14 protein-coding genes are annotated in these 17056 nt (G+C 63.7%); 9 read left to right on the top strand and 5 right to left on the bottom strand.

Annotated elements, in window-relative coordinates:
* Positions 1 to 32 precede the first annotated feature (32 nt).
* The 5 genes from RHIZ70P_RS04025 (at position 33) to RHIZ70P_RS04005 (ending at position 5406) form a co-directional block, all read left to right on the top strand.
* On the top strand, positions 33 to 1280 hold the full coding sequence (locus RHIZ70P_RS04025) for a DUF3419 family protein (RefSeq protein WP_115669111.1): 1248 nt from the start codon (positions 33 to 35) through the stop codon (positions 1278 to 1280).
* Positions 1280 to 1945, top strand: coding sequence for a class I SAM-dependent methyltransferase (locus RHIZ70P_RS04020; protein WP_115669110.1), 666 nt, complete (start codon positions 1280 to 1282; stop codon positions 1943 to 1945). Before RHIZ70P_RS04025 ends, RHIZ70P_RS04020 begins: the two co-directional genes overlap by 1 nt.
* A 131-nt stretch (positions 1946 to 2076) precedes the next feature.
* Complete coding sequence (locus RHIZ70P_RS04015) at positions 2077 to 2862, top strand: GH25 family lysozyme (RefSeq protein ID WP_115669500.1); 786 nt, start codon at positions 2077 to 2079, stop codon at positions 2860 to 2862.
* Positions 2863 to 3080: 218 nt separating this feature from the next.
* Positions 3081 to 4265: a lytic murein transglycosylase gene (locus RHIZ70P_RS04010; RefSeq protein ID WP_115669109.1), complete on the top strand. Its 1185-nt coding sequence runs from the start codon at positions 3081 to 3083 to the stop codon at positions 4263 to 4265.
* Between the two features lie 223 nt (positions 4266 to 4488).
* Positions 4489 to 5406 (top strand): DMT family transporter, encoded by a 918-nt coding sequence (locus RHIZ70P_RS04005; protein ID WP_115669108.1) that lies wholly within the window; start codon positions 4489 to 4491, stop codon positions 5404 to 5406.
* A gap of 450 nt (positions 5407 to 5856) precedes the next feature.
* Here the strand turns inward: RHIZ70P_RS04005 and metF are convergent, their stop codons facing one another.
* The 4 genes from metF to RHIZ70P_RS03985 form a co-directional block, all read right to left on the bottom strand.
* Positions 5857 to 6774, bottom strand: coding sequence for a methylenetetrahydrofolate reductase [NAD(P)H] (gene metF / locus RHIZ70P_RS04000; RefSeq protein WP_115669107.1), 918 nt, complete (start codon positions 6772 to 6774; stop codon positions 5857 to 5859).
* Positions 6775 to 7782 carry an ArsR/SmtB family transcription factor gene (locus RHIZ70P_RS03995; protein ID WP_115669499.1) on the bottom strand — a complete coding sequence of 336 codons (1008 nt, stop codon included), beginning with the start codon at positions 7780 to 7782 and terminating at the stop codon, positions 6775 to 6777.
* 211 nt (positions 7783 to 7993) lie between these two features.
* A complete protein-coding gene (gene ettA / locus RHIZ70P_RS03990) occupies positions 7994 to 9643 on the bottom strand; it encodes an energy-dependent translational throttle protein EttA (protein ID WP_115669106.1) in 1650 nt (549 codons plus the stop codon).
* Positions 9644 to 9765: 122 nt separating this feature from the next.
* Positions 9766 to 11553 (bottom strand): hypothetical protein, encoded by a 1788-nt coding sequence (locus RHIZ70P_RS03985; RefSeq protein ID WP_147293961.1) that lies wholly within the window; start codon positions 11551 to 11553, stop codon positions 9766 to 9768.
* A 110-nt stretch (positions 11554 to 11663) separates the two neighbouring features.
* Between RHIZ70P_RS03985 and RHIZ70P_RS03980 the strand changes: the two genes are divergently transcribed.
* The 4 genes from RHIZ70P_RS03980 (at position 11664) to RHIZ70P_RS03965 (ending at position 16592) form a co-directional block, all read left to right on the top strand.
* On the top strand, positions 11664 to 12641 hold the full coding sequence (locus RHIZ70P_RS03980) for an alpha/beta hydrolase (RefSeq protein WP_115669104.1): 978 nt from the start codon (positions 11664 to 11666) through the stop codon (positions 12639 to 12641).
* Positions 12642 to 12766: 125 nt separating this feature from the next.
* Positions 12767 to 13729 carry a DMT family transporter gene (locus tag RHIZ70P_RS03975; protein WP_115669103.1) on the top strand — a complete coding sequence of 321 codons (963 nt, stop codon included), beginning with the start codon at positions 12767 to 12769 and terminating at the stop codon, positions 13727 to 13729.
* Between the two features lie 11 nt (positions 13730 to 13740).
* Positions 13741 to 14943 carry a CaiB/BaiF CoA transferase family protein gene (locus RHIZ70P_RS03970; RefSeq protein WP_115669102.1) on the top strand — a complete coding sequence of 401 codons (1203 nt, stop codon included), beginning with the start codon at positions 13741 to 13743 and terminating at the stop codon, positions 14941 to 14943.
* Entirely contained in the window at positions 14940 to 16592 is a 1653-nt protein-coding gene (locus RHIZ70P_RS03965) for a thiamine pyrophosphate-binding protein (protein ID WP_115669101.1), read from the top strand. Before RHIZ70P_RS03970 ends, RHIZ70P_RS03965 begins: the two co-directional genes overlap by 4 nt.
* Before the next feature lie 73 nt (positions 16593 to 16665).
* On the opposite strand, the gene RHIZ70P_RS03960 is transcribed toward RHIZ70P_RS03965, so the two are convergent.
* Positions 16666 to 17007, bottom strand: a complete 342-nt coding sequence (locus RHIZ70P_RS03960) for a RidA family protein (protein ID WP_028735589.1) — start codon at positions 17005 to 17007, stop codon at positions 16666 to 16668.
* Positions 17008 to 17056 lie beyond the last annotated feature (49 nt).

The raw sequence follows: 17056 nt of genomic DNA, 5'->3' as shown, positions 1-17056 counted from the left end.
CGCCATCAACGTTCAATGGATGGCTGACAAAGATGACCGATGTTGCGCCCGATGCCGGCTTTCGCAAGAACCACAAGCTGAAGAATGCTCTTCTCCAGCACAAGCCGTTGAGCCGCGACGGCCTTTCGGAGCGACTGTTCGAGCTGCTGTTCTCCGGTCTCGTCTATGCCCAGATCTGGGAGGACCCCGTGGTCGACATGGAGGCCATGGAGCTTGCCGAGGGCCATTCGATCGTCGCGATCGGCTCAGGCGGCTGCAACATGCTCGCCTACCTGTCGCGCCACCCCTCCCGCATCGACGTCGTCGATCTCAATCCGAACCATGTGGCGTTGAACCGTCTGAAGCTTGCCGCGTTCCGCCACCTGCCGGACCACGAAACCGTGGTGCGCCAGTTCGCCGGCGAGAAGAACCGCACCAACAGCCGCAACTTCGACCGCTACATCGCCGCCAATCTCGATGACTGGACGCGATCCTACTGGAACCGGCGTGGCCTCGACGGCAAGCGCCGGATCACCGCCTTCGACCACAACTTCTGCCGCACTGGCCTGCTCGGCCGCTTCATCGGCGCAGGGCACCTCGTGGCACGGCTGCACGGGGTCGACCTCACCGAAATCACCAGGACCAAATCGCTGCGCGAGCAGCGCCAGTTCTTCGATGACCGCATCGCGCCCTTGTTCGAGAAGCCGCTGATCCGCTGGATGACCAGCCGCAAGAGCTCTCTCTTCGGGCTCGGCATTCCGCCGCAGCAATATGACGAACTGGCGAGCCTTTCCGAGGGCGGCACGATCGCCCCCGTGCTGCGTCACCGGCTGGAAAAGCTCACCTGTCACTTCCCGATGAAGGACAATTACTTTGCCTGGCAGGCCTTTGCCCGGCGCTATCCGAAGCCGCACGAAGGCATTCTGCCGACCTATCTCCAGGCGGAGAACTACCCGGCGATCCGTGCCAATGCGCAGCGTGTCACGGTTCATCATGCCAGCTTCACCGAACTCTTGGCCTCGAAGCCAGCCGGTAGTGTCGACCGCTACATCCTGCTCGACGCCCAGGACTGGATGAACGACGATCAACTCGCCGACCTGTGGACCGAGATCACCCGGACCGCCGCCCCTGGCGCCCGCGTCATCTTCCGCACCGCGGCCGAAAAGAGCGTGCTCGACGGGCGCCTAGCCGACGGCCTGCTCAGCCGCTGGACCTATCACGCTGAACGGTCGCAGGAACTCAACAAGCAGGACCGGTCGGCGATCTACGGCGGCTTCCATATCTACGAAAGGACGGCCTGATGGCCGTCGAGCCGACCGTCGCTCCCGTCATCGATACCGAACATGCCGAGCGCATGGACGGGATGTATCGCTATCAGCGGCACATTTACGACCTGACGCGCAAATACTATCTCTTCGGCCGCGACCGGATGATCGGCCGTCTCGACGTGCCGCGTGACGGCACCCTTCTGGAAGTCGGCTGCGGAACGGGCCGCAATCTCCTGCTGGCTCACCAGATTTATCCGACGGCTCGGCTCTTCGGGCTCGACATTTCCGCCGAAATGCTGGTCTCGGCCAAGGCCAATTTCCGCGGCAAGCCGGTCATGCCGAAGCTCGAGGTGGCGGATGCCACGGCCTTCACCCCGGCCGTCTTTGTGGTCGAGGGCTTCGACCGGATCATGATCTCCTACGCTTTGTCGATGATACCCGACTGGGAGAAGGCGATCGACGCATCGCTTGCGGCACTCAAGCCCGGCGGATCGCTGCACGTCGTCGACTTCGGCCAGCAGGAACGGCTTCCGCGCTGGTTCAAGCGATTGCTGCAGGGCTGGCTCGCCCGTTTCCATGTGACCCCGCGCGCGACGCTTCAACGGGTTCTGGCGGCCAAGGCAGAATCGGTGAATGGAAGGCTGGAATTCGAGCCGATCGGTCACGGCTACGCCTGGCATGCGGTCATTCGCACCTGAACTGCCAACAGGCCAGTTGAAAATCACGGATATTTAAGGATGATGAAAGAGAAGGGATGCGTCGGCTCCCTTCCGATCGCATGCGCGCGTCGCATGATTGGCATGACTTCGAAATCGAGAATGGATGTTCCATGCGGTGGCTTCTCCCTGCCCTCCTGCCGATCGCGCTCGCCGTCAGCGGCTGCACCTCCGCAAGCTATGACCTGATGGAAACCGCGTCGGTCCAGGCTCCGCGCTTTGCGGACAAGGACCCGCAGGATTTCGGCGACAAGACGCCTCATCACCACAAGGTGCACGGCATCGACGTCTCGAAGTGGAACGGCGACGTCGACTGGGTGAAGGTGAAGAAATCCGGGGTTTCCTTCGTCTTCATCAAGGCGACCGAGGGCAAGGACAGGATCGATTCGCGCTTCGATGAATACTGGCGCAAGGTCGCCGCCGCCGGCCTTCCGCATGCACCCTATCACTTCTACTATTTCTGCTCGACGGCCGACGAACAGGCCGACTGGTTCATCCGCAACGTGCCGAAGGCGTCGATGCACCTGCCGCCGGTGCTCGACGTGGAGTGGAACCCCACCTCGCCCACCTGCACCTTGCGCCCGGATCAGGCGACCGTCAGGGCCGCGATGAAACGCTTCATGGACCGCATCGAGGCGCATTACGGAAAGCGGCCGATCATCTACACCTCGGTCGACTTCCACCGCGACAATCTTGAGGGTGCCTTCCAGGATCATCACTTCTGGGTTCGGGCGGTGGCCCAGCATCCGGAAGAAATCTATCCGGCACGGCGCTGGGCCTTCTGGCAATATACGTCGACCGGTGTCGTTCCGGGCATCAAGGGCGACACCGACATCAACGTCTTCGCCGGCACCGAGAAAAACTGGAAGAACTGGGTGGCGGCCGTGTCGAACCGCTGACCGACGCGATCTGGAGACGAAAAAGGCTGCGGACACCGCGGTTTTCGCGCGACGATCTCGCTTTGGTCAAAAAGTCGGCCGATATCGTTACCCGAACGCTCCGCCGGTCGCCGTTTGCGACCGTACGGATTCCGTCAAACCATTCACGGCGCCGTCATGGCCGGGGTGTTTCCTCGATCCACAGCGCCAGATCACCGCAGAACCGCAAGGATGACCCCATGAAGACCGCCTCCCGCCTCGCTCTTGCCCTGACCGCCCTTCTCGCCACGACTTCCTTTGCCACAGCCCAGCAATGCGGCGGTGACCTTGGCGCATTTCTCGACGGCGTGAAGGCCGAGGCGATCGCCGCGGGTGCATCTCCCGAGGCCGCCAATGCGGCGCTTGCCGGCGCGCAGATCGACCAGAAGGTCCTGTCGCGCGACCGCTCGCAAGGCGTGTTCAAGCAGACCTTCCTCGAATTCTCGCAGCGCACCGTCAGCCAGTCGCGGCTCGACATCGGCCGCCAGAAGATCAAGCAATATGCCGAAGTCTTCGGCCGTGCCGAACAGGAATACGGCGTGCCGGCCGGCGTGGTCGCCGCCTTCTGGGCGATGGAGACTGACTTCGGCGCCGTGCAGGGCGATTTCAACACGCGCAACGCCCTCGTCACGCTGGCCCACGACTGCCGCCGTCCGGAACTCTTCCGCCCGCAGCTCCTGAACCTCATCACCATGGTCCAGCACGGCGACCTCGATCCGGCCAGCAATACCGGCGCCTGGGCCGGCGAGATCGGCCAGGTGCAGATGCTGCCGAAGGACATCGTCGCCTTCGGGGTCGACGGGGACGGCGATGGCCATGTGAACGTCAAGAAGAGCTCCCCGGATGCCATCCTGACAGCCGCGAAATTCATCGAGCATCTCGGCTTTCGCCGGGGCGAGCCATGGATCCAGGAAGTCGTGGTACCCGACAACCTGCCCTGGGAGAAGACCGGCTTCGGCAGCAGCATGACGGCGGGCGACTGGTTCGCACTCGGCGTCAAGCCGCGCGACGGCAACACCGCCTTTGGCGCGCTGCCGGCCTCGATCGTCCTGCCGCAGGGCCGCAAGGGACCGGCCTTCATCACCTATCCCAACTTCAACATCTATCTCGAATGGAATCAGTCGTTCATCTACACGACCTCGGCCGCCTATTTCGCCACCCGGCTAATGGGTGCCGAGCCGTATCAGAAGGGCAATCCCGAACCGGGACTCGCCGATACCGAGATGAAGGCGCTGCAGACCAAGCTGCAGGCGATGGGCCATGACGTCGGCAAGATCGACGGCATTCTCGGCTCCGGCACCCGCATCGCCATCCAGAAGGAACAGCAGCGCCTCGGCATGCCGGCGGATGGCTGGGCGACCCCGGCCCTGCTCGCCGCCCTTTAACCAGGTCACGGGCGGCACAAGCACTTGCGCCGCCCGCTTCTTGTCCGCGTGGCGATCCATCGCGGCCGGCGGAAGGTTCTTCTCGCCCAGATCGACGCAAGCTTTGGGACAAAACGGCCGACAAAGCCCACCACACGAAGATCGCCGGCAGGCGACATGTTTCGGGTGGCCCGAGGAGCGCCCTTCGCCTAAACCTCGCTCCAGAGAGTTTCATGGAGCCAAAATGTCCGCCGTAACACCGCCACGCCTCAATGCCACCACCTGGTCGCTGCTGGCCCTGCTCGGGCTGATCTGGGGCGGTTCATTCTTCTTCGGCCGGGTGGCCGTCCCCTATGTACCACCCGTCACGCTCGCCTTCCTGCGTCTGTCGATCGCCGCTGTGGCACTGCATGTCTACCTGCATGGCCGCATGGACCTCTACCGGTCGCTGTGGCAACGCTGGCCGGCCTTCCTGCTGCTCGGCCTGATCAACAACGCGATCCCGCACACGCTGATTCTCTTCGGCCAGACGGAAATCGGCGCAGGCCTTGCCGCCATTCTCAACGCCACGACACCGATCTGGACCATGCTGATTGCCAACCGCCTGACGTCGGACGAGAAGCTCTCGCCCGCCAAGCTCGCCGGCACGCTGCTGGGACTTGCCGGCACCGCGGTGCTGATCGGCCCGAGTGCGCTGAACGCCAGCGACATCCCGCTCTGGGCCGTCCTTCTGCCCATCGGCGCGGCGATTTCCTATGGCTTTGCCGCGACCTATGGTAAACGCTTCCGCGACCTGCCAGCACCCGTCACCGCTACCGGTCAGTTGACGGCGTCCTCGCTGGTCATGCTACCGACCGCGCTTCTGGTGGACCACTCCTGGCAGATCCCCTTTCCCCCGCTCAAAGCGGCAGCCGCGATCCTCGCGCTCGCGCTGATCTCGACCGCCTTCGGCTATATCCTCTTCTTCCGCATCATGGCGCAGGCCGGCGCCACCAATGCGTCCCTGGTCACGCTGCTGGTGCCGCCGAGCGCGATTCTGCTTGGCGCGCTGTTCCTCGGGGAAACTCTTCAGCTTATGGATCTGGTCGGAATGCTGCTGATCGGCATCGCCCTTTTGGTCCTCGACGGTCGCCTGCCGGTATTCCACCGCAGCGCAGCATAGAGGCGATCACGGTGGCCAACTGTGCTCTTTGGAGGCGGTCGCCCGCCCTGCCGATCACGCTTGTTAAGCAACATTAACAAACGCTGAAATGCGCCAAGCGGTTGAATTTTCTACAACTGCGCGGGGGTGCGACAAGTTTTCCACCGTCTTCGACGGCACTGCAGCACATTAATCGCTTTCCTTGCGACACAAATCCGACATATTATCTAACGGTCAACACAAGGAGGCAGACATGGGACTTACGAACTCTCTCAATGTCCTGATCGTCGGTGCGGCGTTTGTGTTCATCGCCACAATGCTGTTCATCTGAACCACATGAGTTGAACAAGGCCTCGAAGGAACCGTCAGCGGTCAGGCCCGAAACAAGCCAGTAGAGCTTTCCAGTTTCACAAAGAAAGGCGCATCATCCCTTCGGAGATGCGCCTTTTTTTGCCGCCGATGACCGCCGCATCAGGCCGCGGCACCCGTTCCTTCGCTCCGCCGGCCTTTCGGCTCGAGGCCGAGATTGCGAAGCGTCGCATTGACCAGCGCCGAGCGGTTCATCGTGTAGAGATGGAAATCGGCGATGCCACGCGCCGACAAATCGGCAATCTGCTCGGCCGCGACCTCGGCTGCAACCTCGGCCCGCGCCTGCGGTTGCTCGTCGAGACCGGCGAACCGCTTGTCCAGGAAGCCTGGAATGGTCGCGCCGCACATCGAGGCGAAACGCTTCAACTGGTTGAGATTCTGGATCGGCATGATGCCCGGAACGATCGGGATCGATATCCCGGCCGCCCTCACCCGCTCGAGATAGCGCTCGAAAACATCGTTATCGAAAAAGAACTGGGTCAGCGCGCGGCAGGCGCCATTGTCCACCTTGCGCTTCAACATGTCGATGTCGGCTGCCTCGTCCGGGCTTTCCGGGTGTTTTTCCGGATAGGCCGATACCGAGATCTCGAAATCACCCAGCTCACGCAAACCCGCGACCAGCTCGGCGGCATTGGCATAACCGCCCGGATGCGGCTGGTAGGCCGTACCCATGCCGTCCTGCGGGTCGCCGCGAAGCGCCACGAAATGATTCACGCCGACGGCTCGGAATTGCTCGACGACCTGATGCACCTCCTCCTTCGTCGCTCCCACGCAGGTCAGGTGCGAGGCGGTACGAAGCGGTGTCTCGGCGATCAGCCGCCTGACGGTCGATAGAGTCGGCTCGCGCGTCGTGCCGCCCGCGCCGTAGGTCACGGAGACGAAGTCGGGGTCCCAGAGGCAAAGCTCGTCCACCGTCTTCCACAACTGGTCGGCCATGTCCTCCGACTTCGGCGGGAAGAACTCGAAGGAGTAGCGCAGGCGCTGGGCGGGCGGGACGTTACGATCATGCTTGATAGCCATTCACCTGCTCCCGGTCTGGTCGGCGGACCCGTTGATGGGGGTTGCGGAGGAATTGGCGCCCTGTCGGGCAAGCCAGATGGTGACGGTCAGTCCCTTTGTTGCCGAGCTCTCCGGCGGCAGGTCCACGGACTTCTCGACCGTCAGCCCATATTTCGTCAGCCACTCGGCCATCGTCTGGTGCGAGAAGCCGAGCCGCACATGGGCATGCTCCTCCCGCAGATATTCCAGCGCATGCGGCGCGAGGTCGATGATGATCAGCCGCCCACCCGGCTTCAGCATGCGGCTCGCTTCAGCAAGCGCCATTTCCGGCTGGACGAGGAAATGCAGCACCTGGTGGATGATGACGATATCGTATTCGTTGCCGTCGAGCGGCAGGTTGAGGATGTCGCCGTGGCGCACCGAGGCCTTGACGACGCCGGCCTTGTCGAGATTGGCGCGCGCCACGGCAAGCATGTCGCGGCTGGCATCAATGCCGGTCGCCCGGCGATAGCTGTTTTGCAGGAGTTGGAGAATGCGCCCGGTGCCGGTGCCGAGGTCGAGCAGCGCATCGACCGTATCGCTGCCGATCAGTTCCAGCAGCTTGGCCTCGACTGCGCCATCATCCACATGCAGGCGGCGCAATTCGTCCCATTCGGACGCGTTGAGATTGAAGTATTCCTGGGCGCGCTCGGCCCGGTTCCGCTTGACCGCCGCGAGACGTTCGCCGTCGCGCACCAGAACCGCATCGTTCACGTCGGTCGCCCCCAGGAGGGCATTGGCCAGTGCTGCCGCATCACCGTCCTGCTTGAGCCGGAAATAGGCCCAGGCCCCCTCCTGATAGCGGTCGACGAGACCGGCCTCGGTCAAGAGCTTGAGATGACGCGAAATGCGCGGCTGCGACTGGCCGAGAATATCGGTGAGATCGGTGACCGTGAGATCGCCGGCGGAAAGCAGAGCCAGCAAGCGCAGCCGCGTCGGCTCGCCGGCCGCTTTCAAGAGTTCCACCAGGGCATCGACGCCGAATTTCATGCTTGCCGCCATGTCGCATCCAATCAAGATATAAAGATATCTTTATATCGACTGAAATTCCTGTGCAAGGGCAAAATGCACAGACAGTGGTTGAGGTGAACCACAGGTCACGACTAACGCGCTCGCAACCCCGGCGGCGTTGCCCGGCCCTACCTGCAAGGCGACAACAAAAAACCCCGGCGAACCGGGGTTTCTGTGAGGGTTTGCAGGCTTAGCGCGTCAGGCGCTTGTAAGCCTGGCTGCCCGGGTTGAGGGCATCGGGGCCGAGCCGGCGGACCTTATCCTCTTCGTAGTCTTCGAAGTTGCCTTCGAACCATTCGACGTGGCCGTCGCCCTCGAAGGCCAGGATGTGGGTCGCCAGGCGGTCGAGGAACATGCGATCGTGCGAGATGATGATCGCGCAGCCGGCGAAGGCTTCCAGCGCGCTTTCCAGCGCCCCCAGCGTTTCGGTGTCGAGGTCGTTGGTCGGTTCGTCGAGCAGCAGGACGTTGCCGCCGGCCTTCAGCATCTTGGCGAGGTGAACGCGGTTACGCTGACCACCCGAGAGATTGCCGACCTTCTGCTGCTGGTCGCCGCCCTTGAAGTTGAACGCGCCGCAATAGGCTCTGGAATTCATGTCGAACTTGCCGAGCTTGATGACTTCGGCCCCGCCGGAGATTTCCTCCCAGACGGTCTTGTTGCCGTCGAGTGCATCGCGGCTCTGGTCGACATAACCGAGATGTACGGTATCACCGATGCGGATCGTGCCGGCATCCGGCTTTTCCTGGCCGGTGATCATCTTGAACAGCGTCGACTTGCCGGCGCCGTTCGGGCCGATGACGCCGACGATGCCACCCGGCGGCAGCTTGATCGACAGGTCCTTGATCAGCGTGCGGCCTTCGAAACCCTTGGTGATGCCTTCCAGCTCGATGACCACGTTGCCGAGACGCTCGGAGACCGGGATGATGATCTGCGCATCGCCGGGCCGGATGTTTTCGGCGGCATCCACCAGCTGTTCATAGGCCTTGATACGGGCCTTCGACTTGGCCTGACGGGCCTTCGGGCTGGAGGCGATCCATTCCTGCTCGCGCGACAGGGCCTTCTGGCGACCGGCTTCCTCGCGTGATTCCTGCTGCATGCGCTTGGCCTTGGCGGCGAGGTAGGCGGAGTAGTTGCCTTCGTAAGGGATGCCGCGACCACGGTCGAGCTCAAGGATCCAGCCCGTGACGTTGTCGAGGAAGTAGCGGTCGTGGGTGATCATCATCACGGCGCCGGGATAGTCGCGCAGGTGCTTTTCCAGCCAGGCGATCGTCTCGGCGTCCAGATGGTTGGTCGGTTCGTCGAGCAGCAGCAGGTCCGGCTGCGACAGCAGCAGGCGGCAGAGCGCGATACGACGACGCTCACCGCCCGAAAGCAGGGTCACGTCGGCATCCTTCGGCGGGCAGCGCAAGGCTTCCATCGCCATTTCGACCTGCTGTTCCAGGTCCCAGAGGTTCTGGCTGTCGATGATGTCCTGGAGCTTGGCGCCTTCATCCGCCGTCTCGTCGGAATAGTTCATCATCAGTTCGTTGTAGCGGTCGAGCACGGCCTGCTTGTCGGCCACGCCTTCCATGACGTTCTCGAAGGCGGTCTTGGTCGGGTCGAGGTGCGGCTCCTGCTCCAGATAGCCGACGGTCGCGCCTTCGGCGAGCCAGGCTTCCCCGGTGAATTCCTTGTCCTTGCCGGCGATGATGCGCAGCACGGTCGACTTACCCGCTCCGTTCGGGCCGAGAATACCGATCTTGGCATCCGGATAGAAGGACAGGTTGACGTTTTCGAGGATCTTCTTGGCGCCGTAAGACTTGTTCAGTCCCGACATGTGATAGATGAACTGGCGTGCCATCGTGTTGAATTGCTCCGCAGGCGTAAAGGGATTTTGCCGCTATGTAGGCGAAAGCGCCGCACGGGGCAATGCGCATGGGCGTCGAGGAGCCGCTTTTCTCGTCCGGCCAGGCCGCAATTGCGTTAGTTCAAAGCGGCGTGGTCGATCGAGAAGACCTGCAGCCGGGTTTCGGTCGGACCGGCGACCGGCACCAGGCCCGGCCATGTGCCGCCGGAAGCCAAAGCGGCAAAGAGCGGCGCCGTCTCTTGTGCCGGATCGAGCGGAAAACGGCAGATCGCCACATAATCGAACGGTTCAAGCGCTGAGCGGCGCACGTCGGGGTCCTGTGTGGTGAAGGCAAGCAGGCTCCGCCGGATACCGGGCGAGGCCCGGTGGAAGGGAACCGCCGCCACGGAGATGCCCGCCGGCGCCCGCTCGATCAGATTGAGGGACAGGCCGATGGGTGCCATGACAATGCCGGGCGCAAGACCCTGAAGCACGGAGAAATCCTCGTCGCGGCAATCATCCGCGGACATCAGATGGACGGCGTCCATGCGGGTCGCTTCCTGCGGCACAATGAGAAAGATCAGGATCGGCGCGAGGGCCGCCAGGACGCCCGGCACCAGCCAGGCCAGTTTCTGCCCCGCCGTTCTCGTCGTCCGGCCGGAGACGAAACTGTCGACGACGGCGGGAATGAAAAGCGCCATCAGCGAAGCGGGAAAGCGGATATAGCGGATGAGAGCCATGGTCAGCACCAGCGACAACAGCGCAACGAGCCATGCCACCAGATAACCCGGCCAGTTTCCCCCGACTTCCCGCGCAAGCGGCAGACTTCGCCAGGCGACCAGGCCGAGTGCGGAAAGCACGATCAGCATGATCAGCCCGATCCGTCCCTGCTGACGGAAATAAAGTATATCATGCTCCTGGACCACTCGGTCGAGCCACAGCGCCCTCGAGACCGGATCGATCATCTGATAGGGGCCGGAAAGGCACAGCGGAAAGGCCAAGGCCAGCGCCCCACAGCCCACAAGCCCGAGCCCCCCCAGCAGCAGGAAACGCGGGAGGGGTCGAGTCCGCTCCGGCAGAAAGCGCGCCGCCCCCCACAGAATGGCCGAAAATCCGGCCATCGCGCTGATGTAGGGAGCGGAGAATGCATCGCATTGGACCGATGTCATGCCCGTCGGCCCGGCAAAGGCGAGCGACGAGAAGATCGTGGTGACAAACATGGAGGCGCTGGCGCGGCGCAGGAAACCTGCAGCCCCCGGCCAGCCGAGGCCATAGGCGACAACCATTCCGCCAAAGGCGATGACGACGAAGGGCAGGCATTCGAGACCGACGACGACGGAAAGGGTTGCGGATAGGCCGACCGCCACCGCACCTGCGGACGACCATGCGGCGAGTCCCCAGAGCAGGGTGACCATCAGCACCAGTTGGACATTGTGATGATCGATGCGGCCGGGCGCGAACTCGCTCGCCGCCAGCGCCATGGCGATCACCGCCGCCATCAGCCCGATAGGCTTCATCTCTCGACGACCGTTGAGCCGCCGCATCGCCAGGAAGGAGATGGCGGCGAACGGCAGGAACAGGATCGGCGGCCAGGCGAGCGTCGCGGACTTGAGAGCGACCTCGGGCGCAACGAACAATCCGAACAGCGAGGTGAGCAGGACATAAGGAAGATCGACGAGCCTCGACCAGGGCGAGACATAGACGTCCGGCATGGTGATCATCGGCAGCCGCATGTCGAACCATGCGCCGGCGTCCATCAGATGGCGAAGCTGCAGATAACGCATCTGGTCGTCGATGTCGGCGACGATCGAGCTGCCATCGGCCATGTCGAGCGCGATCAGACCGGAAAGGACGGCCACAAACAGCAGGAAGGGACCGAGCGGCCATGCTGCCCGATCCGCCACGACGCCTTTCGTGCCGTTCATCATACTTCCCCCGTTGGCTCGTGCGCATCCTGACCGACCTGTCTAAAGATTTCCTTTGCGACAGGGGCCGATGCCATTAAACCCTTGACCCCGGGCCAAGGAGAACGGGAATGGCATTCGAAACCACTCGGCGGATCGCGACCGTCACGGGCGCGGAACTGAGCTACCGCCATCTGCCGGCGACTTCGCCGGCCAGGGGCATCCTGGTGGTCTGCCACGGCCTTGCGGAACATTCACGCCGCTACGGCCGATTCGCCGAAGCGCTGTCGGCCGCGGGCTATCACGTCTTTTCCCATGACCACCGCGGCCACGGAGAAACCACGGCGCCCGACGCGCCCCCCGGACGCTTTGCCAGGCGCGAAGGCTGGAGGCTGGTGATCGCCGATACGCTGGCCTTGCGAGACTTCGCGGCCGGGCAATATCCCGGCCTGCCCGTCATCCTGTTCGGCCATTCCATGGGCGGCCTCATTGCGCTCAACACCGCAACCGATCATCCTGACGCCTTCGATGCGCTGGCGGTGTGGAATTCCAATCTCCATCCCGGCCCCGCCGGACGGCTGGCCCTGCTGGTGCTGGCGATCGAGCGCATGCTCAAGGGCTCCGACGTGCCGAGCCAGATCCTCCCCCGCGCCACCTTCCTCGCCTGGGGAAAGCGCATCCCCAACCGCCGGACCGACGCCGACTGGCTGTCGCGTGATCCACGGGAAGTCGATGCCTACGTGAACGACCCGCTGTGCGGCTTCGACGCCAGCGTCTCGATGTGGCGCGACGTCTTTACGTTGACCTTTCGCGGTGCGTCGGTCGAGCAGTTGAACCGGCTGCCAGAGGCGAGGCCTATTCATCTGGTCGGCGGCGGACAAGATCCCGCGACCGACAATGCCAGGGCCGTCCAATGGCTGAGCCGGCGGCTCGCCCGGCTTGGTTTTTCGGCGGTCACGACGCGGATCTATCCCGACATGCGCCACGAAACCCTGAATGAAATCGGACGTGAAGAGGCCACCGCCGATTTCGTCGCATGGTGTGACACGGTAACGGCGTCTGCCGCGACAGTTAAGGCCCGAGGCGCTCGCGATGCCGAAACGGAATGATCCCATGAGAGAAATTCAAGTGCTTCCGGCTCGGTGCGAAGTTATAGATAGTTCAACGTAATTTGTCCGAAGCACCGCAGGCGCAAAGCTGTACGCGGGCCGCACCGCAAAAGAGCAAGGCAGCGATGACCACCCCACCCGGACAATCCGCGCCGGCCCTGCCCGCCCCGTCCCCGGATGTGACGATCGGCCTGCTACTGATGGTCGCCGCGGTGCTGATCGCGCCCTTCATCGACATCTTCTCCAAGCTCGCCACCGAGACCACCTCGCCCATGGAGATCACCGCGGTGCGGTTCCTGCTCCAGATGGTCTTCATGCTGCCGATCTTCGTCTGGCGCAGGCGCTTGCCGCGTTTCTCCATGGCCAATACCGGCTCCCATATCGCCCGCGGCGGCCTGATCGCGCTCTCGATGGTCTGCTACGTCACCGCGCTCTCGGTCATGTCGGTTGCCGACGCGCTGGCGATCTTCTTCATCGAGCCGATCATCCTGACCATCCTGTCGAGCATATTTCTCAAGGAAACCATCGGCTGGCGCCGCTACAGCGCCTGCGCGGTGGGATTTGGCGGCGCGCTCCTGATCATCCAGCCGACCTTCGAGCAGGTGGGCTTCATCGCCCTGCTGCCGGCGGTCTCGGCGCTCTGCGTCGCCATCTTCGCCATCCTCACCCGCAGGCTCGCCCATCGCGAGGACCCCTGGTCGATGCAGATCGAAACGGGCTTCTGGGGGCTGTTGATCTCGCTTGCGGCGATCGCATTCTTCGGCCGGAGCCTGCCGGCGACCTTCGCGCCGAGCCTGCCCGACCTCACCAGCCTGGTGTGGATGACCGGCGTCGGCCTGGCCGCGGCGGTCTCCGGCATATTCGGCGTCTATGCCTATCGCTCGGCGCCGGCCTCGACGCTCGCGCCGCTGCAATATCTCGAGATCGTCACCACCACGATCTTCGGATGGCTGGTCTTCCGCGACTTCCCCGATGCCATCAAATGGCTGGGCATCGCCATCATCGTCGGGTCCGGCCTCTTCATCATCTGGCGGGAGCGCCGCTTCTCCTCGAAGCCGGTCTCCGAGAACGCCACGCTTGCGCCATGACAGGACATTCCATGACCGATACGCAACCGAAGAAACCGCCGCTTGCCGGCATCCGTGTCCTTGAACTCGCCCGCGTTCTGGCTGGCCCGTGGGCGGGACAGATGCTGGCCGACATGGGCGCCGACGTCATCAAGGTGGAAAACCCGGAAGGCGGAGACGACACCCGCGCCTGGGGGCCACCCTTCGTCGAGGGCAAGGACGGCGAGAACCTGTCGGCCGCCTATTACCATTCGACCAACCGCAACAAGCGCTCGATCGCCGTCGACCTGAAGACCGAGGAAGGCCAGGAGATCGTCCGACGCCTCGCCGCCACCTCCGACGTGGTGATCGAGAACTTCAAGCTCGGCGGCCTGAAGAAATACGGACTCGACTATGAAAGCCTGAAGGCGGTCAATCCGAAGCTCGTCTACTGCTCGATCACCGGCTTCGGCCAGAACGGGCCTTACGCCGAGTTCGCCGGCTATGACTACATCGTCCAGGGCATGTCCGGCTTCATGTCGATCACCGGCGAGCCGGACGGCCAGCCGATGAAGGCGGGCGTGGCGATCGCCGACATCTTCACCGGCATCTATGCGGTGACCGCCATACAGGCGGCACTCATCCACGCGATGAAGACCGGCGAAGGCCAGTTCGTCGACATGGCATTGCTCGACGTCATGTCCGGGGTGCTGGCCAACCAGAACCTCAACTACCTGATCTCCGGCAGGGCCCCGGTCCGGCTCGGCAATGCCCATCCCAACATCAGCCCCTACGAGGTCGTACCGACCGCCGACGGCCACCTGATTCTTGCCGTCGGCAATGACGGCCAGTTCAGGCGCCTCTGCGCCATTCTCGGGATCGAAACCGCGGCCGAGGACGAACGCTTTGCCACCAACAAGGCCCGAGTCGCCAACAAGGTGGAAGTCCGCCGCATCGTCACCGGCGAGACGGTGAAATGGGCCAAGCGCGACCTGCTGACCGCCTGCGAGACCAATGCCGTTCCGGCCGGGCCGATCAACTCGATCGCCGAGATGTTCGACGACCCGCAGGTGAAAGCCCGCGAACTGCGCATCGACCTCGAGGACGCCGAGGGCAACGTCATTCCGGGTGTCCGCACGCCGATCGTACTGTCCGAAACGCCGCTGCGCTACGAACGCCCGAGCCCGCGCGTGGGAGAACACCAGGAAGAAATACTCGCCGAACTGGCTAAGATCGAAAGGGAGAGAGACCGATGAAAAAGACCGGCGGGGAACTGATCGTCGAGGCACTGAAGGCGAACGGGGTCGAACGCGTCTCCTGCGTGCCGGGCGAGAGCTATCTGGCCGTTCTCGATGCGCTGCACGACAGCGGCATCGAGACGCTTGTCTGCCGCCAGGAAGGCGGGGCCGCGATGATGGCCGACGCCTGGGGGCGCCTCACCGGCAAGCCCGGCATCTGCATGGTGACCCGCGGCCCGGGCGCGACCAATGCTTCCGCCGGCCTGCACATCGCCCGCCAGGATTCGATCCCGATGATCCTATTCATCGGCCAGGTCGGCCGCGACATGCGCGAACGCGAGGCCTTCCAGGAGGTCGAATACCGCCGCGCCTTCACCGAATTCGCCAAATGGGTCGGCGAGATCGACGACGCCCGCCGTATCCCGGAATTCGTCACCCGCGCCTTTGCCGTCGCCACCTCCGGCCGCCCCGGCCCGGTCGTGCTGTCGCTGCCGGAAGACATGCTGGTGGACGAAGTCGAGGCGCCGGCAGCCAAACCCGCCATGCCGGTCGAAGCCCATCCCGGACCGTCGCAGATCGAGCGGCTGGGCGAGATGCTGAGCGCCGCCAAGCGCCCGATTGCCATTCTCGGCGGCACACGCTGGACCAAGCAGGCCGTTTCCGAGTTCGAGGATTTCGCCAACCGCTGGAAGCTGCCGATCGGCTGCTCCTTCCGCCGCCAGATGCTGTTCGACCACCTGAACGCCTCGTATGCGGGCGACGTCGGCATCGGCATCAATCCGGCGCTGTCGAGGGAGATCAAGGAGGCCGATCTCGTGCTGCTGATCGGCGGCCGTTTCTCGGAAATGCCGTCCTCCAGCTACACGCTGCTCGACGTGCCCTACCCGTCGCAGACGCTCGTCCATGTCTATCCGGACCCCTCCGAGCTCGGCCGCGTCTATCGCCCGGACCTCGCCATCTGTGCCGCTCCGGTCGAGTTCGTCGGCGCGCTGAAGGCGCTGAAGGCGCCGGAACAGCCCGTCTGGGCCGCCCGCACCGAGGCCATGCACGCCGCCTATCTCTCCTGGTCGACGCCACCGACGCAAGGCCCCGGCCCGGTCCGCATGGGGCCGATCATGGACTGGATCGAGGCCAACACGGCCGAGGACACGATCTTCACCAACGGCGCCGGCAATTACGCCACCTGGGTCCACCGCTTCCATCGCTTCCGCGACTTCGCCACCCAGGCCGCCCCGACCTCCGGCTCGATGGGCTACGGCCTGCCCGCCGCCGTCGCCGCCAAGGCGCTGCATCCGGACCGCGAAGTCATCTGCTTTGCCGGTGACGGCTGCTTCATGATGCACGGCCAGGAATTCGCCACCGCCATCCGCTATGACCTGCCGATCATCGTCTGCCTGGTGAACAACGGCATTTACGGCACGATCCGGATGCACCAGGAGCGCGAATATCCCGGCCGCGTCAGCGCCACCGACCTCACCAACCCCGACTTCGCCGCCTTCGCCCGCGCCTATGGCGGCCACGGCGAGACCGTCGAGGCGACGGAGGATTTTGCCGGAGCCTTCGAGCGCGCCCGCGCCTCCGGCAAGCCATCGATCATCGAGATCAAGCTCGACCCGGAAGCGATAACGCCGATGAAGACGCTGACGCAGATTCGCGAGAAGACCTGACAAGTCGTTCAGAACAAACGAAAAAGGCCGGGAGCGATCCCGGCCTTTTTCTTGTTTCGGATAGTGAAGGCGATCAGATAGCAGCCGTCACGATGAATTCGACCTTGTAGTCCGGGGTCGCGAGCGCGGCTTCGCTGGTGGCGCGGGCCGGCGGGTTCTTCGGGTCGATCCAGGCTTCCCAGACGGCGTTCATTTCGCCGAAGGTCGACATGTCGGAGAGATAGATGATCGTCTGCAGGATCTTCGACTTGTCCGAGCCGGCCAGCGCCAGCAGGCGTTCGACTTCGGCCAGCGCCGACTTCGACTGTTCGGTGACGGACGTGCCGTCGCCGACCTGGCCGGCCAGATAGACGGTGTTGCCGTGGACGACGGCGCCGCTCATGCGGGCGCCCGGCTCGATACGCTTGATGGTCATGGAAATACTCCTGTTGAAGGTGATGGGATGGAAAGGCGGCACGACCCGC

It is taken from the genome of Paenirhizobium selenitireducens ATCC BAA-1503, from assembly GCF_900492185.1.
GTDB lineage: Bacteria > Pseudomonadota > Alphaproteobacteria > Rhizobiales > Rhizobiaceae > Allorhizobium > Allorhizobium selenitireducens_A.
Note: the sequence above shows the minus strand (reverse complement) of the source record. Positions and strands in the feature narration are given on the sequence as shown.